We start from the raw sequence: 16,799 nt of genomic DNA on the forward strand, positions 1-16,799 counted from the left end.
GGCGGCCTTCGTTCCGTCAGACGCGCATCGGCATCAGCACGTAGAGCGCATCGTCACCCGCCGTGTCGCGGATCAGCGTCGGCGAGCCGGCATCGGCAAGCAGGAAGATCGCTTCCTCGCCGGAAAGCTGGGCGGTGATGTCGAGCAGGTATTTCGCGTTGAAGCCGATTTCCATCGCGTCCGTGTCGTAGCCGACGGCGACTTCTTCGGTCGCGCTGCCGGAATCGGGATTGTTGACGGTCAGCATCAGCTGCCCCTCGGAAAGCGCCAGCTTGACGGCGCGTCCGCGCTCGGAGGAGATGGTCGAGACGCGGTCGACGGCCTGTGCGAAACTCGTGCAGTCGACGCGCATTTCCTTGTCGTTGCCTGTCGGGATGACGCGCTGATAATCCGGGAAGGTGCCGTCGATCAGTTTCGAGGTCATGACGATCGAGCCGATCGTCAGCCGTATCTTGGCGTCGGAGACCTCGACGGTCACCGTCGTTTCGGGATTGTCGACCAGCTTCTGCAACTCGCCGACCGTCTTGCGCGGAATGATGATGCCGGGCATGCCCTCGGAGCCGGGGGGCGCATCGACGTCGGCGCGCGCCAGCCGATGGCCGTCGGTCGCAACCGCCCTGAGTTTCAGCTCGCCATTGCTCTCGATCGTGTGGAAGAAGATGCCGTTGAGATAATAACGCGTCTCTTCCGTCGAAATCGCGAACTGGGTGCGGTCGATCAGCATTTTCAGATCGGTCGCCTTCAGCTTGAAGGAATGCGTGAAGGTGCCGGCGGTGAGATCAGGGAAGTCCGATTCCGGCAGGCACTGCAGCGAGAATTTCGAGCGGCCGGACTGCACAGTCATCGCGCCGCCATCGGGGCTGGTGGCCAGCAGCACTTCCGAGCCGTCGGAAAGCTTGCGCACGATGTCGTAGAGAAGATGGGCGGGAACGGTGGTGGCGCCGGGTTGCTCGACGCTTGCCGGTGTCGCCTCGGTGATTTCGAGGTCGAGGTCGGTCGCCTTCATGTCGAGCTTCTGGCCGTCGGCCTTGAGCAATACGTTGGACAGGATCGGGATCGTGTTGCGACGTTCGACCACGCGGTGGACGTGGTTCAGCGATTTCAACAGGTTTGACCGCTCAATAGTAATACGCATGGGATGCTACCGCTTTCGACCGTGACTGTCCGGGCGCGTCGAGCACCCGAAGAATGCTGTCCCGGCTTGAGGCCGGGGGAGTGGACGGGCAAAATGGCAGACTTCAGCATTGCTTTGCAAGAGGCATGGACGCCGGCACCCCTGCATTTGCGGTTTTCCAGAGCAATGCTCACAGAAATCCGAACCCTTGCCGAAGCGGTGCGGCTCGCCCATAAGGGTTCGATGCCGGCGACGAGCCGGCGGGACGAAAGCAAATGGCATGAATGAGGAAACGACAGCGGACGCCACCAGCCGGCGAAGCTTCCGCCTGCACAATGCAACGGTGCCGGCGCGGCCGCTGGAGCCGGCGCTCTATCTCGTCGCCACCCCCATCGGCAATCTCGGCGACATTACGCTGCGGGGGCTGGAAACGCTGGCCGGCGCCGATGTGCTCGCCTGCGAGGATACGCGCGTCACCCGCGTGCTGCTCGACCGCTACGGCATCCAGAACCGCCCTTTCGCCTATCACGAGCACAATGCCGACGAGGCCGGTCCAAGGCTGCTGCAGGCGCTCGAAGCCGGCCGCTCGGTGGCGCTGGTTTCCGATGCCGGCACGCCGCTGGTCTCCGATCCCGGTTATCGGCTCGCGCAACAGGCGATTGTGGCAGGTTACCGTGTCATTCCCATTCCCGGCGCCTCCGCGCCGCTCGCAGCCCTTGTCGGCTCCGGCCTGCCGAACGATGCCTTCCTTTTCGCCGGTTTCCTGCCGGCCAAGGACAAGGCCCGCCGCGACCGTCTCAGTGAACTTGCGGCGGCACCCGCGACGCTGATCTTCTTTGAATCGCCGCATCGGATCGGCGCAACGCTTCTGGCCGCCGCCGATGTGCTGGGCGGCGCTCGGCCCGCCTCCGTCTGCCGCGAGCTGACCAAGACCTATGAGGAGTTCCGCCGCGGCACGCTTGCCGACCTTGCCGCGCATTATCAGCAGGTGGAAAACGTCAAGGGCGAGATCGTCCTCGTTATCGGTCCGCCGGAGCCGGTCGAGACGGATGAGGCCGATGTCGAAGCCATGCTGGCCGACCTGTCGAAGACCATGCCGACGGCCGGCGCCGCCACCGAGGCGGCCCGCCTCACCGGCCTGCCGCGCAAGGTGCTCTACCAGCGCCTGCTGGAGATCAAGAACGCCGATGGGCGATAGCGATCTCACCGCCATCAGGAGGAAGGCGCTGCGCCGGGGCCGCATGTCGGAATATGTCGCGGCCGCCTTCCTGATGCTGAAGGGCTATCGCATCCTGGCTCTGCGCCACCGCACCAGGCTCGGCGAGATCGATATTATTGCCCGCAAGGGTGATCTCGCCGTCTTCGTCGAGGTCAAGGCCCGCCATGGCGAGGCCGCGGCGGTCGACGCCGTCTCTGTCGCCGCGCAGAAGCGCATACGGGCGGCAAGCGATCTCTGGCTCGCCCGTCAGGCGGATCAGGATCGCCTTTCCCAGCGCTATGATATCGTGGCGATCATGCCGGGCCGGCTGCCGCGGCACTTCATTGATGCGTTCTGACCTCCTTTCGACCCATTGGATTTCCGGATCGTTAAACTTTTAGTCCCCGCGTGAACGAGGTTCTTACGACTCTCTGCTACGTCAAATCTCGGTAGGGATAACAATTGGGGGTTGTTTCATGGCCTGGAAGCTGATGCTTGCAAGTGCGGTCGCCATGGCCGCGCGGTCCGCGCCTTATGCCGTGGCGAAGCCGGCCGGGAAATCCTTCGTGGCGCATGCGAGCGACCTGCTGCCATTGAAGCCGACGCCGATCAATCCGGACTGGATCGTCAGCGGCAATCCGCAGGCTCGCACCGCCGAACATTCGCGCGGCCATGACGAAGCATCGCTGACGGCGATCTGGGACTGCACGGCGGGCGAATTCCGCTGGCGCTTCGGCTGGGACGAGACTGTGATGATCCTCGAAGGCGAGGTTCATATCACCGCCGAGGACGGCACGGAACGAACCCTGCGCGCCGGTGACGTCGCCTTTTTCGCCGGCGGAACCTGGGCGAGCTGGCGGGTCGACAATTATGTCCGCAAGGTCGCCTTCCTGCGCAAGCCTTTCCCGAAGCCCTTGGCGATCGCCTACCGTCTCCGCAACATGCTGCGCAACAGCGGCAACCAGGGTATCGCCGCCTGAAGATCGACTTCGATGTTCGGGCCTATGCGCTAATCGGGCTGAGGCGGGGCAGTTGTTTCGCCCTTCAAGACCTCGCAGGCGAATAGGATCGGATTGTCGAGGTCGGGCGCGGTTTGCTTGTTCAACAGAACGGCCACCGCCGCTGCGGCTATGTCTTGAATCGGCTGTTTCACTGTCGTCAGGCGTGGCGTTGTCATGCTTGCGAGCGGGATACCGTCGAAGCCGAGGATCGAAAGGGCTGCAGGTATCGGGATTCCCAGATCATGCGCTGCCCGCATGCAGCCGATTGCCTGCTGGTCCGAACTTGCAAAGATCGCCGTCGGCCGCTCGTTTCGCGCGCGGGCCAGAAGATAATTTCCAGCCGAACGGCCGCTCTCATAGTCGAAAGCCGCCTCGGCGATCAGCGGTGGCCCCGCCATTGGCGTTCTGTCATCCGCCTGCTCGATTGCATCGAGATAGCCCCTGAGGCGATCGTTGGCGGGGACGGAGTGCCCTGGCCCCGAAATGAAGCCGATGCGGCGATGGCCGAGCTGCAAAAGATGCTCGACGCCAAGCCGAACCCCATTGCGGTGATCGGCGGCTATGCCGGAATATCCCGGCATGAGACGGTCGACGACGACGATCGGCAATCCCTTCGGCAGCTTGAGTGTGTGGAAATCATTGCTGGGAACGAGCATGATGCCGTCGACCTTTCGGCTGGTCAGCTGCTTGATGCGGTCAGCCTCCTTGGCCGCGTGATCAAACGACGTCATGACGATGATATTATAGCCGTGATTTGCCGCCGCCTGTTCCGCCGATTGGACAAGCTCCGCGAAGAAGGGATTGGTCAGATCCGGAATGACGATGCCGATCAGCCGGCTGACCTTGCCGCGCATGCTTCGCGCCGACGGGTCGGGCGTATAGCCGAGGTCTTTGATGATCGCTGTGACGCGCGCCCGCAATTCCTTCGTCACGGAGGGATGATCATTCAAAACCCGCGAAACGGTCCCGGTGGAAACTCCCGCAAGCTTGGCAACCTCTCGAATCCCGACCTTTGACATAACGGAAACAGTGGCCCTTTCTCTGCGCCTTCGGAAGGCACCGAAGAGCGCCTGATCGAAGCTTCCAGCTAATGGTCTTTACCGCCCTCGTCAAAGGGCTGCATCGCAATTTTGACCGCCAGTCTGCATAGCACGAGCGCGGGCCACCGCTCAATGGAAACGGTTCATCACATGCACACCGATACAGGCAAAACCTAGGAGTCAAAGCTGACGTTTGGCTCGATTTCGGCAGCTTGACAATTTTTAAGGGCGTGTTACCCAGATGTCGTTGGAAACGGTTCATTGCCGCAGGCAACTCAGGTGGAGCTGAGCCCAGGGCCGTTCGGGAGGAAAAAATGTCCAATTCTATGAAGCGTGAATCCGTCTTGATCAATGCGCCGCGCCGCGCGGCATTGAAGCTTGGACTTGCCGGCACCCTGGTGCTTGCGCTGTCCTGTGGCGTGTCGCCCGCCTTTGCGGCCGGCAAGCCGAAGGTCGGCCTGATCATGAAATCCTTGTCCAATGAGTTCTTCAAGCAGATGAAGGCCGGCGCCGACAAATATGCGGCCGAAAACAAGGACAAGTTCGACTTCAAGGCCGTCGGCATGAAGGATGAGCGTGATTTCGCTTCCCAGGTCGATGCCGTCGAAAACTTCGTCACGCAGAAATACGATATCATCGTTGTTGCGCCGGCCGATTCAAAGGCAATGGCAACCCCGCTGGCAAAGGCAGTCAAGGCTGGCGTCAAGGTCATCAACATCGACGTACCGCTTGATGCCGATGCGAAGAAGAAAGCCGGTATCGATCTCGCTTTCTTCGGGCCTGACAATAAGGGCGGGGCGACGCTTGCGGGCGACGCGCTTGCCAAGGATCTGGGACCCGGCGCCAAGGTCGTCATCCTCGAGGGTAACCCCGAGGCCGACAATGCCAAGGAGCGCAAGGAAGGCTTCATGAACTCCGTCAAGTCTGGCAAGCTTGAGCTTCTCGACAGCAAGACGGCCCATTGGGAGACGGAAGAAGCCAATACCGTCATGACGAATTTCCTGACGAAATATAAGGATATTCAGGGCGTGATGGCAGCCAACGACTCGATGGCCCTCGGCGTTGTCAAGGCGCTCGATGCGGCCGGCCAGAGTGGCAAGATCAAGGTTGTCGGCTTCGACAACATTCCGCCGGTTCAGCCTCTGATCAAGGATGGCAAGATGCTTGCCACCGTCGAACAGTATGGCGCGCAGATGGCGGTTCTCGGCATCCAGTATGGCATGCGTGAACTTGCCGGCGAGAAATTCACCGGCTGGGTCAAGACCGACATCAAGCTGGTCACCGCAGCGGATCTCAAATAGTCGGGATCGCCCGCATCGCGCGTCTCACAAGACGCGCGGCACTGTACAGGAAGCGTCGGCTGCGGCCGGCGCTCACCGCTACCAACCGATTGACGCGTTGATCGCTTCAGGTGAGGCTCGTTTCCGAGCTCCTGGGATGCGTGCTGCGTGGAGTTCGAACAGAGCGTGCATGAGGTCGCCATGTCAGACGCAGCAGATGACGACATTTTGAGGCTGGAAGGGATCGGCAAGCGCTTCCCGGGCGTCGTGGCGCTCAAGGATGTCTCTATGCGGATCGGCCGCGGCAAGGGGCACGTTCTTCTGGGCGAGAACGGTGCTGGAAAGTCGACCCTGATCAATCTGCTCGGCGGTGTCTTCAGGCCGGACGACGGTCACATTCTATTTGACGGCAAGCAATACCATCCGGCCTCGCCGTTGGAGGCGTTCAAGGCGGGCATCCGGGTCATTCACCAGGAGCTGCACCCCCTTTCCAACCTGACGGTGGCTGAAAACCTGCTGTTTGAGCATCTGCCGCGGCGCTACGGCCTGGTGAACTACAAGGAAATGAACAGCAGAGCGGCTGAACTCCTGGAAGAGGTCGGCCTCGACGTCGCCCCGACGACACTGGCGAGCCGCCTCAGCGTCGCCCAGCTTCAATTGGTCGAGATCGCCAAGGCGCTTTGCTACGAAAGCAAGCTTCTCGTTCTCGACGAACCGACGGCAACCCTGACCTCCAAGGAGGTCGATCGCCTCTTCGAGATTCTCAAGCGGTTGAAGCGGCGTGGCGTGACCACGCTCTACATCTCCCACAGGCTGGAGGAGATCTTTGACGTCGGCGACGATGTGACGGTGCTGCGCGACGGCCAGCATGTGATCACGCGTCCGCTGTCCGGACTTGCTATTCCTGACATCGTCGAACTCATGGTCGGACGAAAGCTCTCGGATCATGGCATTTTTCGCAGCGACAGCACCGTGTCCGGCGAGGCGCTCGGCGTGTCCGGCCTGAAGGTGACGCGCAATAGCCCGGAACTGTCATTTTCCGTGGCAAAGGGCGAAATCGTCGGCATTGCCGGCCTTGTCGGCAGCGGCCGGACGGAAGCGGTTCGCGCCATATTCGGCGCCGATGCCAAAGCGGCCGGCGAAATTCGCGTGAATGGCGAGCCGGTCAAGATCCATTCGCCGAAAGAAGCCGTTGCTGCGGGGCTCTGCCTGGCAACCGAAGACCGCAAGATGCAGGGCTTGATGCTCGACATGAGCTGCGCTGAAAATGCCACCATAACCGATCTCGGCAAGATCTCCCGCAACGGCTTGATCATGCGGAGGGCGCAGAATGATCATTCGCAGCGCCTCGTGCGCGAACTGCGCATCAAGACCCCGTCGATCCATCAGGCGGTCAGGACCTTTTCCGGCGGCAATCAGCAAAAGGTCGTCATTGCAAAATGGCTGTTCCGCGGCCCCAAGGTGTTGATTTTCGATGAGCCGACCCGTGGAATCGACGTCGGTGCAAAGGCTGAGATTTACGAGCTTCTGTGGAAGTTTGCCGCCGAAGGAAAGGGCGTTCTGGTCGTATCGTCGGATCTGCCGGAGCTCATGGGCATTTGCCATCGCATCATCGTATTCTCCGACGGCAAGATATCGGGCGAAATAGTTCGGGAACAGTTTGACGAGAGCAGGATCCTTTCGCTCGCCTACAAGGAGTACAGTCGTGTCCGCCAACATTGAAAAACAGACCGAGGCGAAAGAGGTGAGCGTCTGGGACAAGCTTGTCCGGATCTCGCTGAAGGAGGCGGGCGTCGCCATTGCCCTCATTCTGATCCTGGCGTTTTTCTCGGCGACGGCGCCCTATTTCGCAACGCCGGAGAACTTCCTGAAGATCTTCGTGCAGATTGCCATCAACACCGTGCTTGCTGCGGGCATGACCTTCGTCATCCTCGTTGGCGGCATCGATCTCTCGGTCGGGTCGCTGCTTGCCCTTTGCACGGTGATCGGTGCGACGATCATGATCAATCCGGCGTTTTCGCCATGGCAGGCGATTGTTCTCGCATGCCTTGCGTCGATGGGCACAGGTGCCATCCTTGGCGCCGTCAACGGCTGGATTTGCGAGAAGTGGAAGCTTCCATCCTTTATCGTCACCCTTGGCATGCTGAACGTCGCAAGCGGCCTGGCGCGCGTGGTCAGCGACAATTCCACCATCACCGGCCTGCCTCAGCCTTTCGTCGATTTCGGCAACCTGATCTTCTGGGGCATATTTCCCTCGATCTTCCTGATTGCGATCGTCGTCGTCCTCATCGGCTGGTTCGTGCTGCGCTACACTGTCTTCGGGCGCTTCGTCTTCGCGATCGGCACCAATGAAGAGGCTGTCCGGCTGTCGGGGCATGAGCCGAAACGGTACAAGATTGCGGTCTTCACGATCTCAGGGCTGACGGCCGGCATTGCGGCCATGGTCTATCTGCTCCGTCTCAATGTCGGCAGCCCGGTCGCGGGCATCGGCTATGAGTTGAATGCGATCGCCGCCGTCATTATCGGCGGCACCAGCCTTTCGGGCGGCAAAGGCTCGATTGTCGGCACGCTGGTCGGCGCCTGCATTCTGCAGGTGCTGTCGACGGGGTTGCAGCTCTTGGGCGCCGACGACAATATCAAGCCGATCGTCATCGGCGCCGTCATCGTGCTCGCCGTCATTCTCGATAGCTATCGCGGCCGGCTGATGCGGAAACTCGAAACGCGGTGAAAAGCAATTCCAGCAAAACAGTGCAGCGGTTTTGCGTCCGGAATTGCGCAAAAACAAAAATGCTCCAGTGCCGGAAGCCCTTGATTGACCGTTGCGTTTGATATCTGGCCGACCTACATCTGTCCGGCATTCAGCGAGGGATGGAAATGGCCAAGATCACCAATGTAGCGGTCCAGATGGACCATGTCGCAGGCATCAATATCGCAGGTGATTCCACCTTCGCCATGAGCCTGGAGGCGCAGGCGCGCGGCTACAGGCTCTTCCATTACACCCCCGACCGCCTGAGCTTCCGCGACAACAGGCTCTATGCCAGCGTCGAGCCGATGGTGCTGCGCGACGTCAAGGGCGATCACTACGAGCTTGGCGCGCCAGAGCGCGTAGACCTCGCGACCATGGATGTCGTGCTGCTGCGCCAGGATCCGCCCTTCGACATGGCCTATATCACCTCGACGCATCTGCTCGAGCGCATCCATCCGAAGACGCTCGTCGTCAACGATCCGGCCTGGGTGCGCAATTCGCCGGAGAAGATCTTCGTCACCGAATTCTCCGATCTGATGCCGAAGACGCTGATCACCAAGGATGCCGCCGAGATCCGCCGCTTCCGCGACGAGATGGGCGATATCATCCTGAAGCCGCTTTACGGCAATGGCGGCGCCGGCGTCTTCCATTCGACCCGTGACGACCGCAATCTCTCTTCGCTGCTGGAGATGTTCGGCCAGCTTTTCCGCGAGCCTTTCATCGCCCAGCAATATCTGCCCGACGTGCGCAAGGGCGACAAGCGCATCATCCTGGTCGACGGCGAATTCGCCGGCGCCATCAACCGCGTGCCGGCCGAACACGACAGCCGCTCCAACATGCATGTCGGCGGCCGCGCCGAGGCGACCGAGCTGACGGCGCGTGAACAGGAAATCTGCGCCCGCATCGGCCCGGCGCTGAGGGAGCGCGGTTTCCTGCTCGTCGGCATCGATGTGATCGGCGATTACATGACCGAGATCAACGTCACCTCGCCCACCGGCATCCGCGAGGTGAAGAAGTTCGGCGGCGCCGATATAGCAAGCCTGCTTTGGGATGCGATCGAGCGCGAGCGCAGCTGAGCCAGCCGCCCACGACCGTTCTGGTCCCGCGACCGAGCACAACCAAGGTCACAGCGGATGCTTGACTACGTTCTTTGATTGTTCTTGTTTTATTCCTGCGTCCATGCCAGATTGCAACCGCTGGCCTTAATGCATGTCGCCCAAAACTGTGCAGCGGTTTTGGGACCACGACATGCATGGAATAAAGGCTGCAGGGCGGTATATAGAGTTTGCGGCAAGGGGATGGGTCGATGGTCGCGCGTGTCAGTACGGTTGCATTTCAGGGTATCGAAGGTGTGCCGGTCGAGGTCCAGGTCATGGTCGCTCCCGGAAAAGTCGGGATGCAGATCGTCGGCCTGCCTGACAAGGCGGTTGCCGAAAGCCGCGAGCGCGTGCAGGCGGCCCTTCACGCCTCCGGCCTGGCGCTGCCGGCCAAGCGCGTGACGGTCAATCTGGCGCCTGCTGACCTGCCGAAAGAGGGTTCGCATTTCGACCTGCCGATCGCCCTTGCCCTGATGGCCGCCCTCGGCGCCATTCCCGCCGATGCCCTGTCGGATTTTATCGTCGTCGGCGAGCTCAACCTCGACGGCACGATCGCCGCCATATCAGGCGCGCTGCCGGCTGCGATCGGCGCCAATGCGCTCGGCAAGGGGCTGATCTGCCCGGCCGAAAGCGGCGCCGAAGCCGCCTGGGCGGGTTCGGACGTCGATATCCTCGCACCCCGCAGCCTGATCGCCCTTGCCAATCATTTCCGCGGCACGCAGGTCCTATCTCGGCCGGAGGCGTCGATCCGCGCCAATGCCGCAAACCTGCCGGATCTTGCCGAAATCAAGGGCCAGGAAAGCGCCAAGCGGGCGCTCGAAGTGGCCGCGGCCGGCGGTCATAACCTTTTGATGGTCGGTCCTCCCGGCTCCGGCAAGTCGATGCTTGCGGCAAGGCTGCCGTCGATCCTGCCGCCGCTTTCCGCCGCCGAGCTGCTGGAGGTGTCGATGGTCCATTCGATCGCCGGCCAGCTCTCCGGCGGCAAGCTTTCCGATCGCCGGCCCTTCCGCACCCCGCATCATTCCGCCACCATGGCAGCCCTCGTCGGCGGCGGTCTGCGCGCCCGTCCGGGCGAAGCCTCGGTTGCCCATCACGGCGTGCTGTTTCTCGACGAGTTTCCCGAATTCACGCCGCAGGCGCTCGATGCGCTGCGCCAGCCGCTCGAAGGCGGCGAATGCGTCATTGCGCGCGCCAATCACCGCGTCTCCTATCCGGCAAAATTCCAGCTGATCGCGGCGATGAACCCCTGCCGCTGCGGCATGGCGGGTGAGCCCGGCCATAGCTGCGCCCGCGGCCCGCGCTGCATGAGCGATTACCAGGCCCGCATCTCCGGCCCGTTGATGGATCGCATCGATATCCGCATCGACGTGCCGGCCGTCTCCGCCGCCGATCTGATCCGGCCGATGGCGGCTGAAACCAGCGCCGACGTCGCACGCCGCGTCGCCCGCGCCCGCGAGATCCAGCAGGAGCGCTTCGAAAGCACCGGCGCAAAGGGCATCGGCACCAATGCCCGCTGCTCCACCGCGATGATCGAGAAACTGGCCGAGCCCGATGCCAGCGGCCTGCAGCTGCTGCGCGACGCCGCCGAGAAGATGAAATTCTCCGCCCGTGGTTACCACCGCGTGCTGAAGGTCGCCCGCACCCTCGCCGATCTCGACGGCAAGCCGACGGTCGGCCGCATCCACCTCGCCGAAGCAATCTCCTACAGGATCGCTGGCGAGAGGCTGACGGCGGCTGCGTGAGAGGCGGGGCGCCGAAACGCCCTGAACGGAACGGTGATCTGAAGGAGAGGTCATGCAGGGGATTGAGTTATCGTGTCGCTTCTACGCGGACGTTGTCAGGCCCTGGTTGACCAGTGTTGCGCCGGAACTCCCACATTCGGCGGCGTTAATTGGATTTGGATCGGAACTGCTTGGTTTAGACGACGAGGTTTCCAGGGATCACAACTGGGGCCCTCGGGTCCACGTCTTCTTGCGCACAGATGGATTCAGCGACTATGCCCGACGGTTGGTGATTGAGTTCACGCAGGTGGCACCCGCCAGCTACCTTGGTGAACCTATTGGGTGGCGGAGCCGCCCACATCCTCCTGCAAATGGCCCGGAGGTGGCAGGCGCGATTGAGCATGGACTCGAATTCCACACCCTTGAGGCTACGCTGGAACGGCTTCTGGCCGTTCGGTCCGCCGACAACCTTGCTCCCTTGCAGTGGCTGGGCTTCGCCGAACAGCGGCTGCTCGCCTTCACGGGAGGTGCCGTTTTCCATGATGACGACAAACGGCTAACACGCGCCCGAACGGCACTGGCCTATTTCCCTGACGACGTGTGGCTTTACAAAATCGCCTGTCAGTGGCGGCGTATTGCCGAGGAGCAGGCCTTTGTTGGCCGGGCAGGACAGGTCGGCGACGATCTGGGGTCCCGCGTGGTTGCGAGCCGGCTCGTGCGTGACATCATGCGGATGGGTTTCCTGCTCGATCGCCGCTATGCGCCGTACGCGAAGTGGTTTGGCAGTGCGTTCGGAAAACTGCCGCTGGCCGAAACCCTGTCACCGCTGTTGCAGCGGGTCTTACTGGCCGAAGGATGGCAGCAGCGCGGAGAGGCACTCGCTTCGGCCTATCTTGCGCTGGCACGTCGCCAACTGGCGGACGGCATCGGCGGCAAGGTCGAGCCGGTCATTGGTCCATACTTCGAACGCCCCTTCATGACGATCAATGCCGACGACCTGGTCGAGGCAACCCTCAAGGGGATACGGGACCCCTTGGTCAAAGAACTTCCGGTCGTCGGCGCCCTGGACCAGGTGAGCGATCTAACTCCCGTGCTCGAGGATCCGTCTGGGTCACAACGGATGATCACCGCACTGCTGGGCTGACGCGCATGGTTGCAGCCAGTCTCAACTCAGCTTCCGCCGATGCCGGCCGAAATCAACGCCGATGTCGACTGTTGACGCACCGGGACCATGTATCAACGAGGCTTTTCAAGTTGCCACTCGAGATTGGAGCGCACTGCGGGCCATTCAGATGGAATGATGCTGTAGACACAAGTATCGCGAAGGGTACCGTCGCGCATGCGCATATGCTGGCGCAAAATTCCGTCTAATTTCGCCCCAAGGCGCTCAATTGCGCGGCGGCTCTGATGGTTGAGGAAGTGCGTACGAAATTCGACGGCCAGGCAGCCGAGGCTGTCAAATGCGTGCGATAGCAGCAGCAGCTTGGCTTCAGTGTTCAGCGGAGTCTGCTGAGCGCGTTTGGCATACCAGGTGCTTCCTATTTCGACACGCGGGCCTGCAGGATCGATATTCATGTAGGTGGTCATTCCCACCAGGCTCTCGCTAGCTCTATCAAATACTGCAAAGGGCAGCATCACGCCTGTCGCCTGAAGGCCTAGACACCGATCAATGTGGGCTGACATAGCTTCAGGTGCAGGAACGCCCGTGTACCATAGCTGCCAGAGGTTCCCGTCTTGCACGGCTTTAGCAAGTCCTTCGTGATGCTCGTGCGCCAATGGAACAAGTTCGACGTGCCGGCCAGATAATTTGATCGCTTCTAAAGCCATAACGGTGACCTCCGCGCCGGGGGGAATTCATATTTCAAAACTTATGCATCTTGCTTTTGGCCCGGCAATACCAATGCCCTTAGCTGGCGCGTAATTCGGCACGAAAGTCGATGTTGGCGACAAGGCTGCCGTCGATCTACCGCCGCTGACGGCTGCGGCGTAACAAGAAGGGGCGCCGAAGCGCCCCGATACTCTGCGAAGATGATAGCCGGGAAAGCCCCCGCCAAAGCCCTGCCTCAGCTCCCGAGACCCTCGAACAGCGCCGTCGAGAGGTAGCGTTCGGCGAAGGAAGGGATGATGATGACGATGTTCTTGCCGGCATTCTCGGGACGGATGCCGACCTTGATCGCCGCCGTCAGCGCAGCACCCGAGGAGATGCCGACCGGCACGCCTTCGAGCCGGGCGACGAGGCGCGCCTGTTCGAAGGCCTCGTCATTGGTCACGGTGACGACTTCGTCATAGATGCCGGTATCGAGGATCTTCGGCGCGAAGCCGGCGCCGATGCCCTGGATTTTGTGCGGGCCGGGGTTGCCGCCGGACAGGATCGGCGAATCGGCGGGCTCGACGGCGATGATCTTGATCTCGGGCTTGCGGCTCTTCAGCACCTGTCCGACGCCGGTGATCGTACCGCCGGTGCCGATGCCGGAGACGACGATATCGACCGTGCCGTCGGTATCGTTCCAGATTTCCTCGGCCGTCGTCTTGCGGTGGATCTCCGGATTGGCCGGGTTTTCGAACTGCTGCGGAATGACGGCATCGGGAAGGGAGGACGCCAGTTCCTCGGCCTTGGCGATGGCGCCCTTCATGCCCTTTGGTCCCTCGGTCAGCACCAGCTCGGCGCCGAGCAGCGCCAGCATCTTGCGGCGCTCGACCGACATCGTCTCCGGCATGGTGAGGATCAGCCGATAACCCTTGGCGGCGGCGGCAAACGCGAGCGCGATGCCGGTATTGCCGGAGGTCGGCTCGATCAGCACCGTCTTGCCCGGGGTGATCTTGCCTTGCGCTTCGAGGCCCTCGATCATCGCAACGCCGATACGGTCCTTCACGGAGGCGATCGGGTTGAAGAATTCGAGCTTGCCGATCAGGTTCGCCACGACGCCCTTTTCCCGCGCCAGCTTGTCGAAGCGCACGAGCGGCGTGTCGCCGATGGTCTCGGTGATCGAGGAATAGATGCGGCCGCGGCCGGGCTTGTGCGACATGGGTGTTCTCCCTTTGAAATCCTGCTCCTGAAATCGAGGCGGAGAATAGGGTCAAAGGCCCGTCTAGGCCAGACCGCGTTCGACCTGAAGGAGTGATCAGGAGAGAAAAAAACCTTTGAAAACCGTTTCTTGCCGAATGTTTATTTCAGGCCGCCCGCGTGGCGATGAAGGCGGCCGTACCGGCGAGGATGCCGGCCGCAACCCGGTTCAGCGCCTGCAAGGCCCGCGGCTGCTTCAGCATCGTGCGGGCTCGCGAGGCAAGCAGCATATAGGGCACGAGCACGACGATCAGCACCACGAAGGTGGCGGCGAGCAGGAGGGCATAGTCTCGCAGGCCGATATTGCCGATATCGATCAGCGTCGGCACCAGGGCGACATAAAAGAGCATCGTCTTCGGATTGCCGAGCGTCACCAGCAGGCCGGAGAGGAAGGATAGGCCGATATTGGTGGATTTCCGCGCCGCGATATCCTGCGGCAGCAGCCCCGCCGTCCAGAGTTTCCAGGCGATGTAGCCGAGATAGAGGACGCCGGCGATCTTGATTGTTATGAATACCTCGGTGAAGGTTTGCGCCACGAAGGCAAGGCCGAGAATGACCGCCGTCAGATAGGTCATGTCGCCGAGCACCAGGCCGAGGCCCATGAAGAAGGTCTCGCGGAAATTCGAGCCGAGCGCACGCGCGACGATCGCGGTAATCCCGGGTCCCGGAATGGCCGCGGCGATGAACAGCGCTCCGGCATAGGTCAGCAAGGCGGCTAGGCTCATGGGACGCTCCCTTCTTTTTGCCCCGCTGTTTTATATCCGGTGCCTGCAACCATCAATCCGCCGGCGTTGATGGATGCATCACCGACAAGAATGCTTGGCCGTCACACGCCCGTGACCTTGAAGAACCGCGCGCCTCCCGTATCTCTTGCGGTGAAGAACTCCTGTGGGCACCCATCGTCACGGTCGTCTTCATCAGGATGTCATCGCCGCCCTATCAGGTCCCCAATATCGCTTCGTCACCCAAGGAGAAAACGGATGTCCCCCTCACAGGCCGAGAAGACCAGACTTGCGCCCCTGAAGACGCCTTCGGATTTGCCGACCAATGCCATTACCGATATTTCGGCAGCGCTCACCACGCTGCTCGCCGATATGTTCGCGCTCTATCTCAAGACCAAGAATTTCCACTGGCACATGTCCGGCCCGCATTTCCGCGACTATCATCTGCTGCTGGACGAGCAGGGCGAGCAGATCTTTGCGACCACCGATGCCATCGCCGAGCGTGCCCGCAAGATCGGCGGGGTGACGCTGCGCTCGATCGGCCATATCGCCCGCCTGCAGCGCATTCCCGACAATGATGCCGATTACGTGACGCCCGAGGATATGCTGGCCGAGTTGCGCGACGACAACGGCCGTCTCGTCTCGCTGCTGCGCGAAACGCACGAGGTCTGCGCCGAGCACAATGACGTGGCGACGACCAGCCTGCTGGAGGTCTGGATCGACGAGGCCGAGCGTCGCACCTGGTTCCTGTTCGAAACGACGCGCCGGCAGAAATAACATCGGCAGACCGGGCATGTCCGTCATGCCCGGTTCTCAGCTCTCCAGCGCCCGCGGCCGCAGCCACCGCGGCGTCCAGCCGAGATTCATGCCGGCGGCGGCAAGGAGAATGATGGCCGCGCCGGCGATTTGCATCGGCTGCAGTGCGTGGCCGAAGGCCAGCCGGTCGACGAGGATCGCCGCGATCGGATAGATGAAGGACAGGGCGCCTGTGAGATGCGTCGGCAGCCTCTGGATTGCGCCATAGAGCAGCACATACATCAGCCCGGTATGGACGACGCCGACGGTGACCAGGATCGCCCAGGACCCGACATCGCCGGGCGGATGCGAAAAATCCGTCATCGGCGCCAGCATCAGCATGCCGGTTGCGACCTGGATGAGCGCAATCAGATGCGGCGGCGTACCTTTCAGCCATTTCGCGGCAAGGGCTGCGAGCGCGTAAAAGAAGGCCGCACCCAGCGCCATCAGGATGCCCAGGCCGTAACCGTCAGATGTCGCCCCGCCAGTCTCCGGTTTTGCCTCGACGATGGCAATCATGCCGGCGAAGGCGAGTGTCAGCCAGAACAGCTTGGTGGCGGTGATCTTCTCGCCGAGAAAGAGCGCGCCGAGCACGAGCAGCATGAAAGGCTGGGTGTTATAGACAGTCGTCGCGATCGAGATCGTCGCATGCGAGTAGGAGGCAAACAGCAGCAGCCAGTTCAAGACGATGGCGATACCGCCTGATATGGCGATGCCGAAGGCGCGCAGCGTGATGATGCCGGGCCGCAGCAGCCCGAGAGCGCCGCAGATGACAAGCAAAGTGAGCGCGCCGAACAGGCAGCGCCAGAAGACCACGCCGCTGACAGGCTGGCCCGACATGACGACGAACCAGCCGATCGTCCCCGAGATCAGCATCGCTGCCGTCATTTCCGCCGTGCCTCTTTTGATGTCGCTGCCCATGATTGCCTCCATTTCGGTGGCATAATAATATTGCTGCGAGAGGCGATTTTATATAATAATAAGAAGGAAAATGGCCGGTGTCGCCTAATCATACGAGGAG

General features: G+C 61.7%; 16 protein-coding genes. 10 read left to right on the forward strand and 6 right to left on the reverse strand.

Going from position 1 to position 16,799, the window contains the following annotated elements; translation table 11 throughout:
* Positions 1-16: 16 nt before the first annotated feature.
* Positions 17-1,135, reverse strand: a complete 1,119-nt coding sequence (dnaN, locus tag CUJ84_RS24050) for a DNA polymerase III subunit beta (protein ID WP_105008011.1) — start codon at positions 1,133-1,135, stop codon at positions 17-19.
* Between the two features lie 259 nt (positions 1,136-1,394).
* Between dnaN and rsmI the strand changes: the two genes are divergently transcribed.
* From rsmI to CUJ84_RS24065, 3 genes are all read left to right on the forward strand, one after another.
* Complete coding sequence (rsmI, locus tag CUJ84_RS24055; protein WP_105008012.1) at positions 1,395-2,312, forward strand: 16S rRNA (cytidine(1402)-2'-O)-methyltransferase; 918 nt, start codon at positions 1,395-1,397, stop codon at positions 2,310-2,312.
* Entirely contained in the window at positions 2,302-2,670 is a 369-nt protein-coding gene (locus CUJ84_RS24060) for a YraN family protein (RefSeq protein ID WP_105008013.1), read from the forward strand. The genes rsmI and CUJ84_RS24060 overlap by 11 nt, the downstream gene beginning before the upstream one ends.
* Before the next feature lie 118 nt (positions 2,671-2,788).
* A complete protein-coding gene (locus CUJ84_RS24065) occupies positions 2,789-3,292 on the forward strand; it encodes a cupin domain-containing protein (RefSeq protein WP_018244441.1) in 504 nt (167 codons plus the stop codon).
* Between the two features lie 29 nt (positions 3,293-3,321).
* Here CUJ84_RS24065 and CUJ84_RS24070 read toward each other — a convergent pair whose 3' ends face one another.
* Entirely contained in the window at positions 3,322-4,332 is a 1,011-nt protein-coding gene (locus CUJ84_RS24070) for a LacI family DNA-binding transcriptional regulator (RefSeq protein WP_105008014.1), read from the reverse strand.
* A 335-nt stretch (positions 4,333-4,667) separates the two neighbouring features.
* On the opposite strand from CUJ84_RS24070, the gene CUJ84_RS24075 reads away from it, so the two are divergent.
* The 6 genes from CUJ84_RS24075 (at position 4,668) to CUJ84_RS24100 (ending at position 12,341) form a co-directional block, all read left to right on the forward strand.
* Positions 4,668-5,654 (forward strand): sugar ABC transporter substrate-binding protein, encoded by a 987-nt coding sequence (locus CUJ84_RS24075; protein ID WP_105008015.1) that lies wholly within the window; start codon positions 4,668-4,670, stop codon positions 5,652-5,654.
* Between the two features lie 180 nt (positions 5,655-5,834).
* Complete coding sequence (locus tag CUJ84_RS24080) at positions 5,835-7,355, forward strand: sugar ABC transporter ATP-binding protein (protein WP_105008016.1); 1,521 nt, start codon at positions 5,835-5,837, stop codon at positions 7,353-7,355.
* Positions 7,339-8,361, forward strand: coding sequence for an ABC transporter permease (locus CUJ84_RS24085; RefSeq protein ID WP_003555988.1), 1,023 nt, complete (start codon positions 7,339-7,341; stop codon positions 8,359-8,361). The genes CUJ84_RS24080 and CUJ84_RS24085 overlap by 17 nt, the downstream gene beginning before the upstream one ends.
* Positions 8,362-8,507: 146 nt before the next feature.
* The gene (gene gshB / locus CUJ84_RS24090; RefSeq protein WP_105008293.1) at positions 8,508-9,455 is read left to right on the forward strand and encodes a glutathione synthase; all 948 of its coding nucleotides are present in this window, start codon (positions 8,508-8,510) and stop codon (positions 9,453-9,455) included.
* 230 nt (positions 9,456-9,685) lie between these two features.
* The gene (locus CUJ84_RS24095; protein WP_105008017.1) at positions 9,686-11,218 is read left to right on the forward strand and encodes a YifB family Mg chelatase-like AAA ATPase; all 1,533 of its coding nucleotides are present in this window, start codon (positions 9,686-9,688) and stop codon (positions 11,216-11,218) included.
* Between the two features lie 52 nt (positions 11,219-11,270).
* The gene (locus tag CUJ84_RS24100) at positions 11,271-12,341 is read left to right on the forward strand and encodes a DUF4037 domain-containing protein (RefSeq protein WP_105008018.1); all 1,071 of its coding nucleotides are present in this window, start codon (positions 11,271-11,273) and stop codon (positions 12,339-12,341) included.
* Positions 12,342-12,433: 92 nt separating this feature from the next.
* Here CUJ84_RS24100 and CUJ84_RS24105 read toward each other — a convergent pair whose 3' ends face one another.
* The 3 genes from CUJ84_RS24105 to CUJ84_RS24115 form a co-directional block, all read right to left on the reverse strand.
* The gene (locus CUJ84_RS24105) at positions 12,434-13,024 is read right to left on the reverse strand and encodes a GNAT family N-acetyltransferase (RefSeq protein ID WP_105008019.1); all 591 of its coding nucleotides are present in this window, start codon (positions 13,022-13,024) and stop codon (positions 12,434-12,436) included.
* Positions 13,025-13,260: 236 nt separating this feature from the next.
* The gene (gene cysK / locus CUJ84_RS24110; RefSeq protein ID WP_105008020.1) at positions 13,261-14,223 is read right to left on the reverse strand and encodes a cysteine synthase A; all 963 of its coding nucleotides are present in this window, start codon (positions 14,221-14,223) and stop codon (positions 13,261-13,263) included.
* Positions 14,224-14,368: 145 nt separating this feature from the next.
* Positions 14,369-14,986 carry a LysE family translocator gene (locus CUJ84_RS24115; protein WP_105008021.1) on the reverse strand — a complete coding sequence of 206 codons (618 nt, stop codon included), beginning with the start codon at positions 14,984-14,986 and terminating at the stop codon, positions 14,369-14,371.
* A 255-nt stretch (positions 14,987-15,241) separates the two neighbouring features.
* On the opposite strand from CUJ84_RS24115, the gene CUJ84_RS24120 reads away from it, so the two are divergent.
* Positions 15,242-15,760 carry a Dps family protein gene (locus CUJ84_RS24120; RefSeq protein ID WP_105008022.1) on the forward strand — a complete coding sequence of 173 codons (519 nt, stop codon included), beginning with the start codon at positions 15,242-15,244 and terminating at the stop codon, positions 15,758-15,760.
* A 36-nt stretch (positions 15,761-15,796) separates the two neighbouring features.
* On the opposite strand, the gene CUJ84_RS24125 is transcribed toward CUJ84_RS24120, so the two are convergent.
* The gene (locus CUJ84_RS24125) at positions 15,797-16,711 is read right to left on the reverse strand and encodes a DMT family transporter (RefSeq protein ID WP_199788752.1); all 915 of its coding nucleotides are present in this window, start codon (positions 16,709-16,711) and stop codon (positions 15,797-15,799) included.
* Positions 16,712-16,799: the final 88 nt, after the last annotated feature.

Source organism: Rhizobium leguminosarum, from assembly GCF_002953715.1.
Classification (GTDB): domain Bacteria; phylum Pseudomonadota; class Alphaproteobacteria; order Rhizobiales; family Rhizobiaceae; genus Rhizobium; species Rhizobium leguminosarum_V.

Coding starts and splice junctions, on each gene's coding strand:
- dnaN (WP_105008011.1), bottom strand. CDS start 1,135: ATGCGTATTACTATTGAGCGGTCAAACCTGTTGAAATCGCTGAACCAC.
- rsmI (WP_105008012.1), top strand. CDS start 1,395: ATGAATGAGGAAACGACAGCGGACGCCACCAGCCGGCGAAGCTTCCGC.
- CUJ84_RS24060 (WP_105008013.1), top strand. CDS start 2,302: ATGGGCGATAGCGATCTCACCGCCATCAGGAGGAAGGCGCTGCGCCGG.
- CUJ84_RS24065 (WP_018244441.1), top strand. CDS start 2,789: ATGGCCTGGAAGCTGATGCTTGCAAGTGCGGTCGCCATGGCCGCGCGG.
- CUJ84_RS24070 (WP_105008014.1), bottom strand. CDS start 4,332: ATGTCAAAGGTCGGGATTCGAGAGGTTGCCAAGCTTGCGGGAGTTTCC.
- CUJ84_RS24075 (WP_105008015.1), top strand. CDS start 4,668: ATGTCCAATTCTATGAAGCGTGAATCCGTCTTGATCAATGCGCCGCGC.
- CUJ84_RS24080 (WP_105008016.1), top strand. CDS start 5,835: ATGTCAGACGCAGCAGATGACGACATTTTGAGGCTGGAAGGGATCGGC.
- gshB (WP_105008293.1), top strand. CDS start 8,508: ATGGCCAAGATCACCAATGTAGCGGTCCAGATGGACCATGTCGCAGGC.
- CUJ84_RS24095 (WP_105008017.1), top strand. CDS start 9,686: ATGGTCGCGCGTGTCAGTACGGTTGCATTTCAGGGTATCGAAGGTGTG.
- CUJ84_RS24100 (WP_105008018.1), top strand. CDS start 11,271: ATGCAGGGGATTGAGTTATCGTGTCGCTTCTACGCGGACGTTGTCAGG.
- CUJ84_RS24105 (WP_105008019.1), bottom strand. CDS start 13,024: ATGGCTTTAGAAGCGATCAAATTATCTGGCCGGCACGTCGAACTTGTT.
- cysK (WP_105008020.1), bottom strand. CDS start 14,223: ATGTCGCACAAGCCCGGCCGCGGCCGCATCTATTCCTCGATCACCGAG.
- CUJ84_RS24115 (WP_105008021.1), bottom strand. CDS start 14,986: ATGAGCCTAGCCGCCTTGCTGACCTATGCCGGAGCGCTGTTCATCGCC.
- CUJ84_RS24120 (WP_105008022.1), top strand. CDS start 15,242: ATGTCCCCCTCACAGGCCGAGAAGACCAGACTTGCGCCCCTGAAGACG.
- CUJ84_RS24125 (WP_199788752.1), bottom strand. CDS start 16,711: ATGGAGGCAATCATGGGCAGCGACATCAAAAGAGGCACGGCGGAAATG.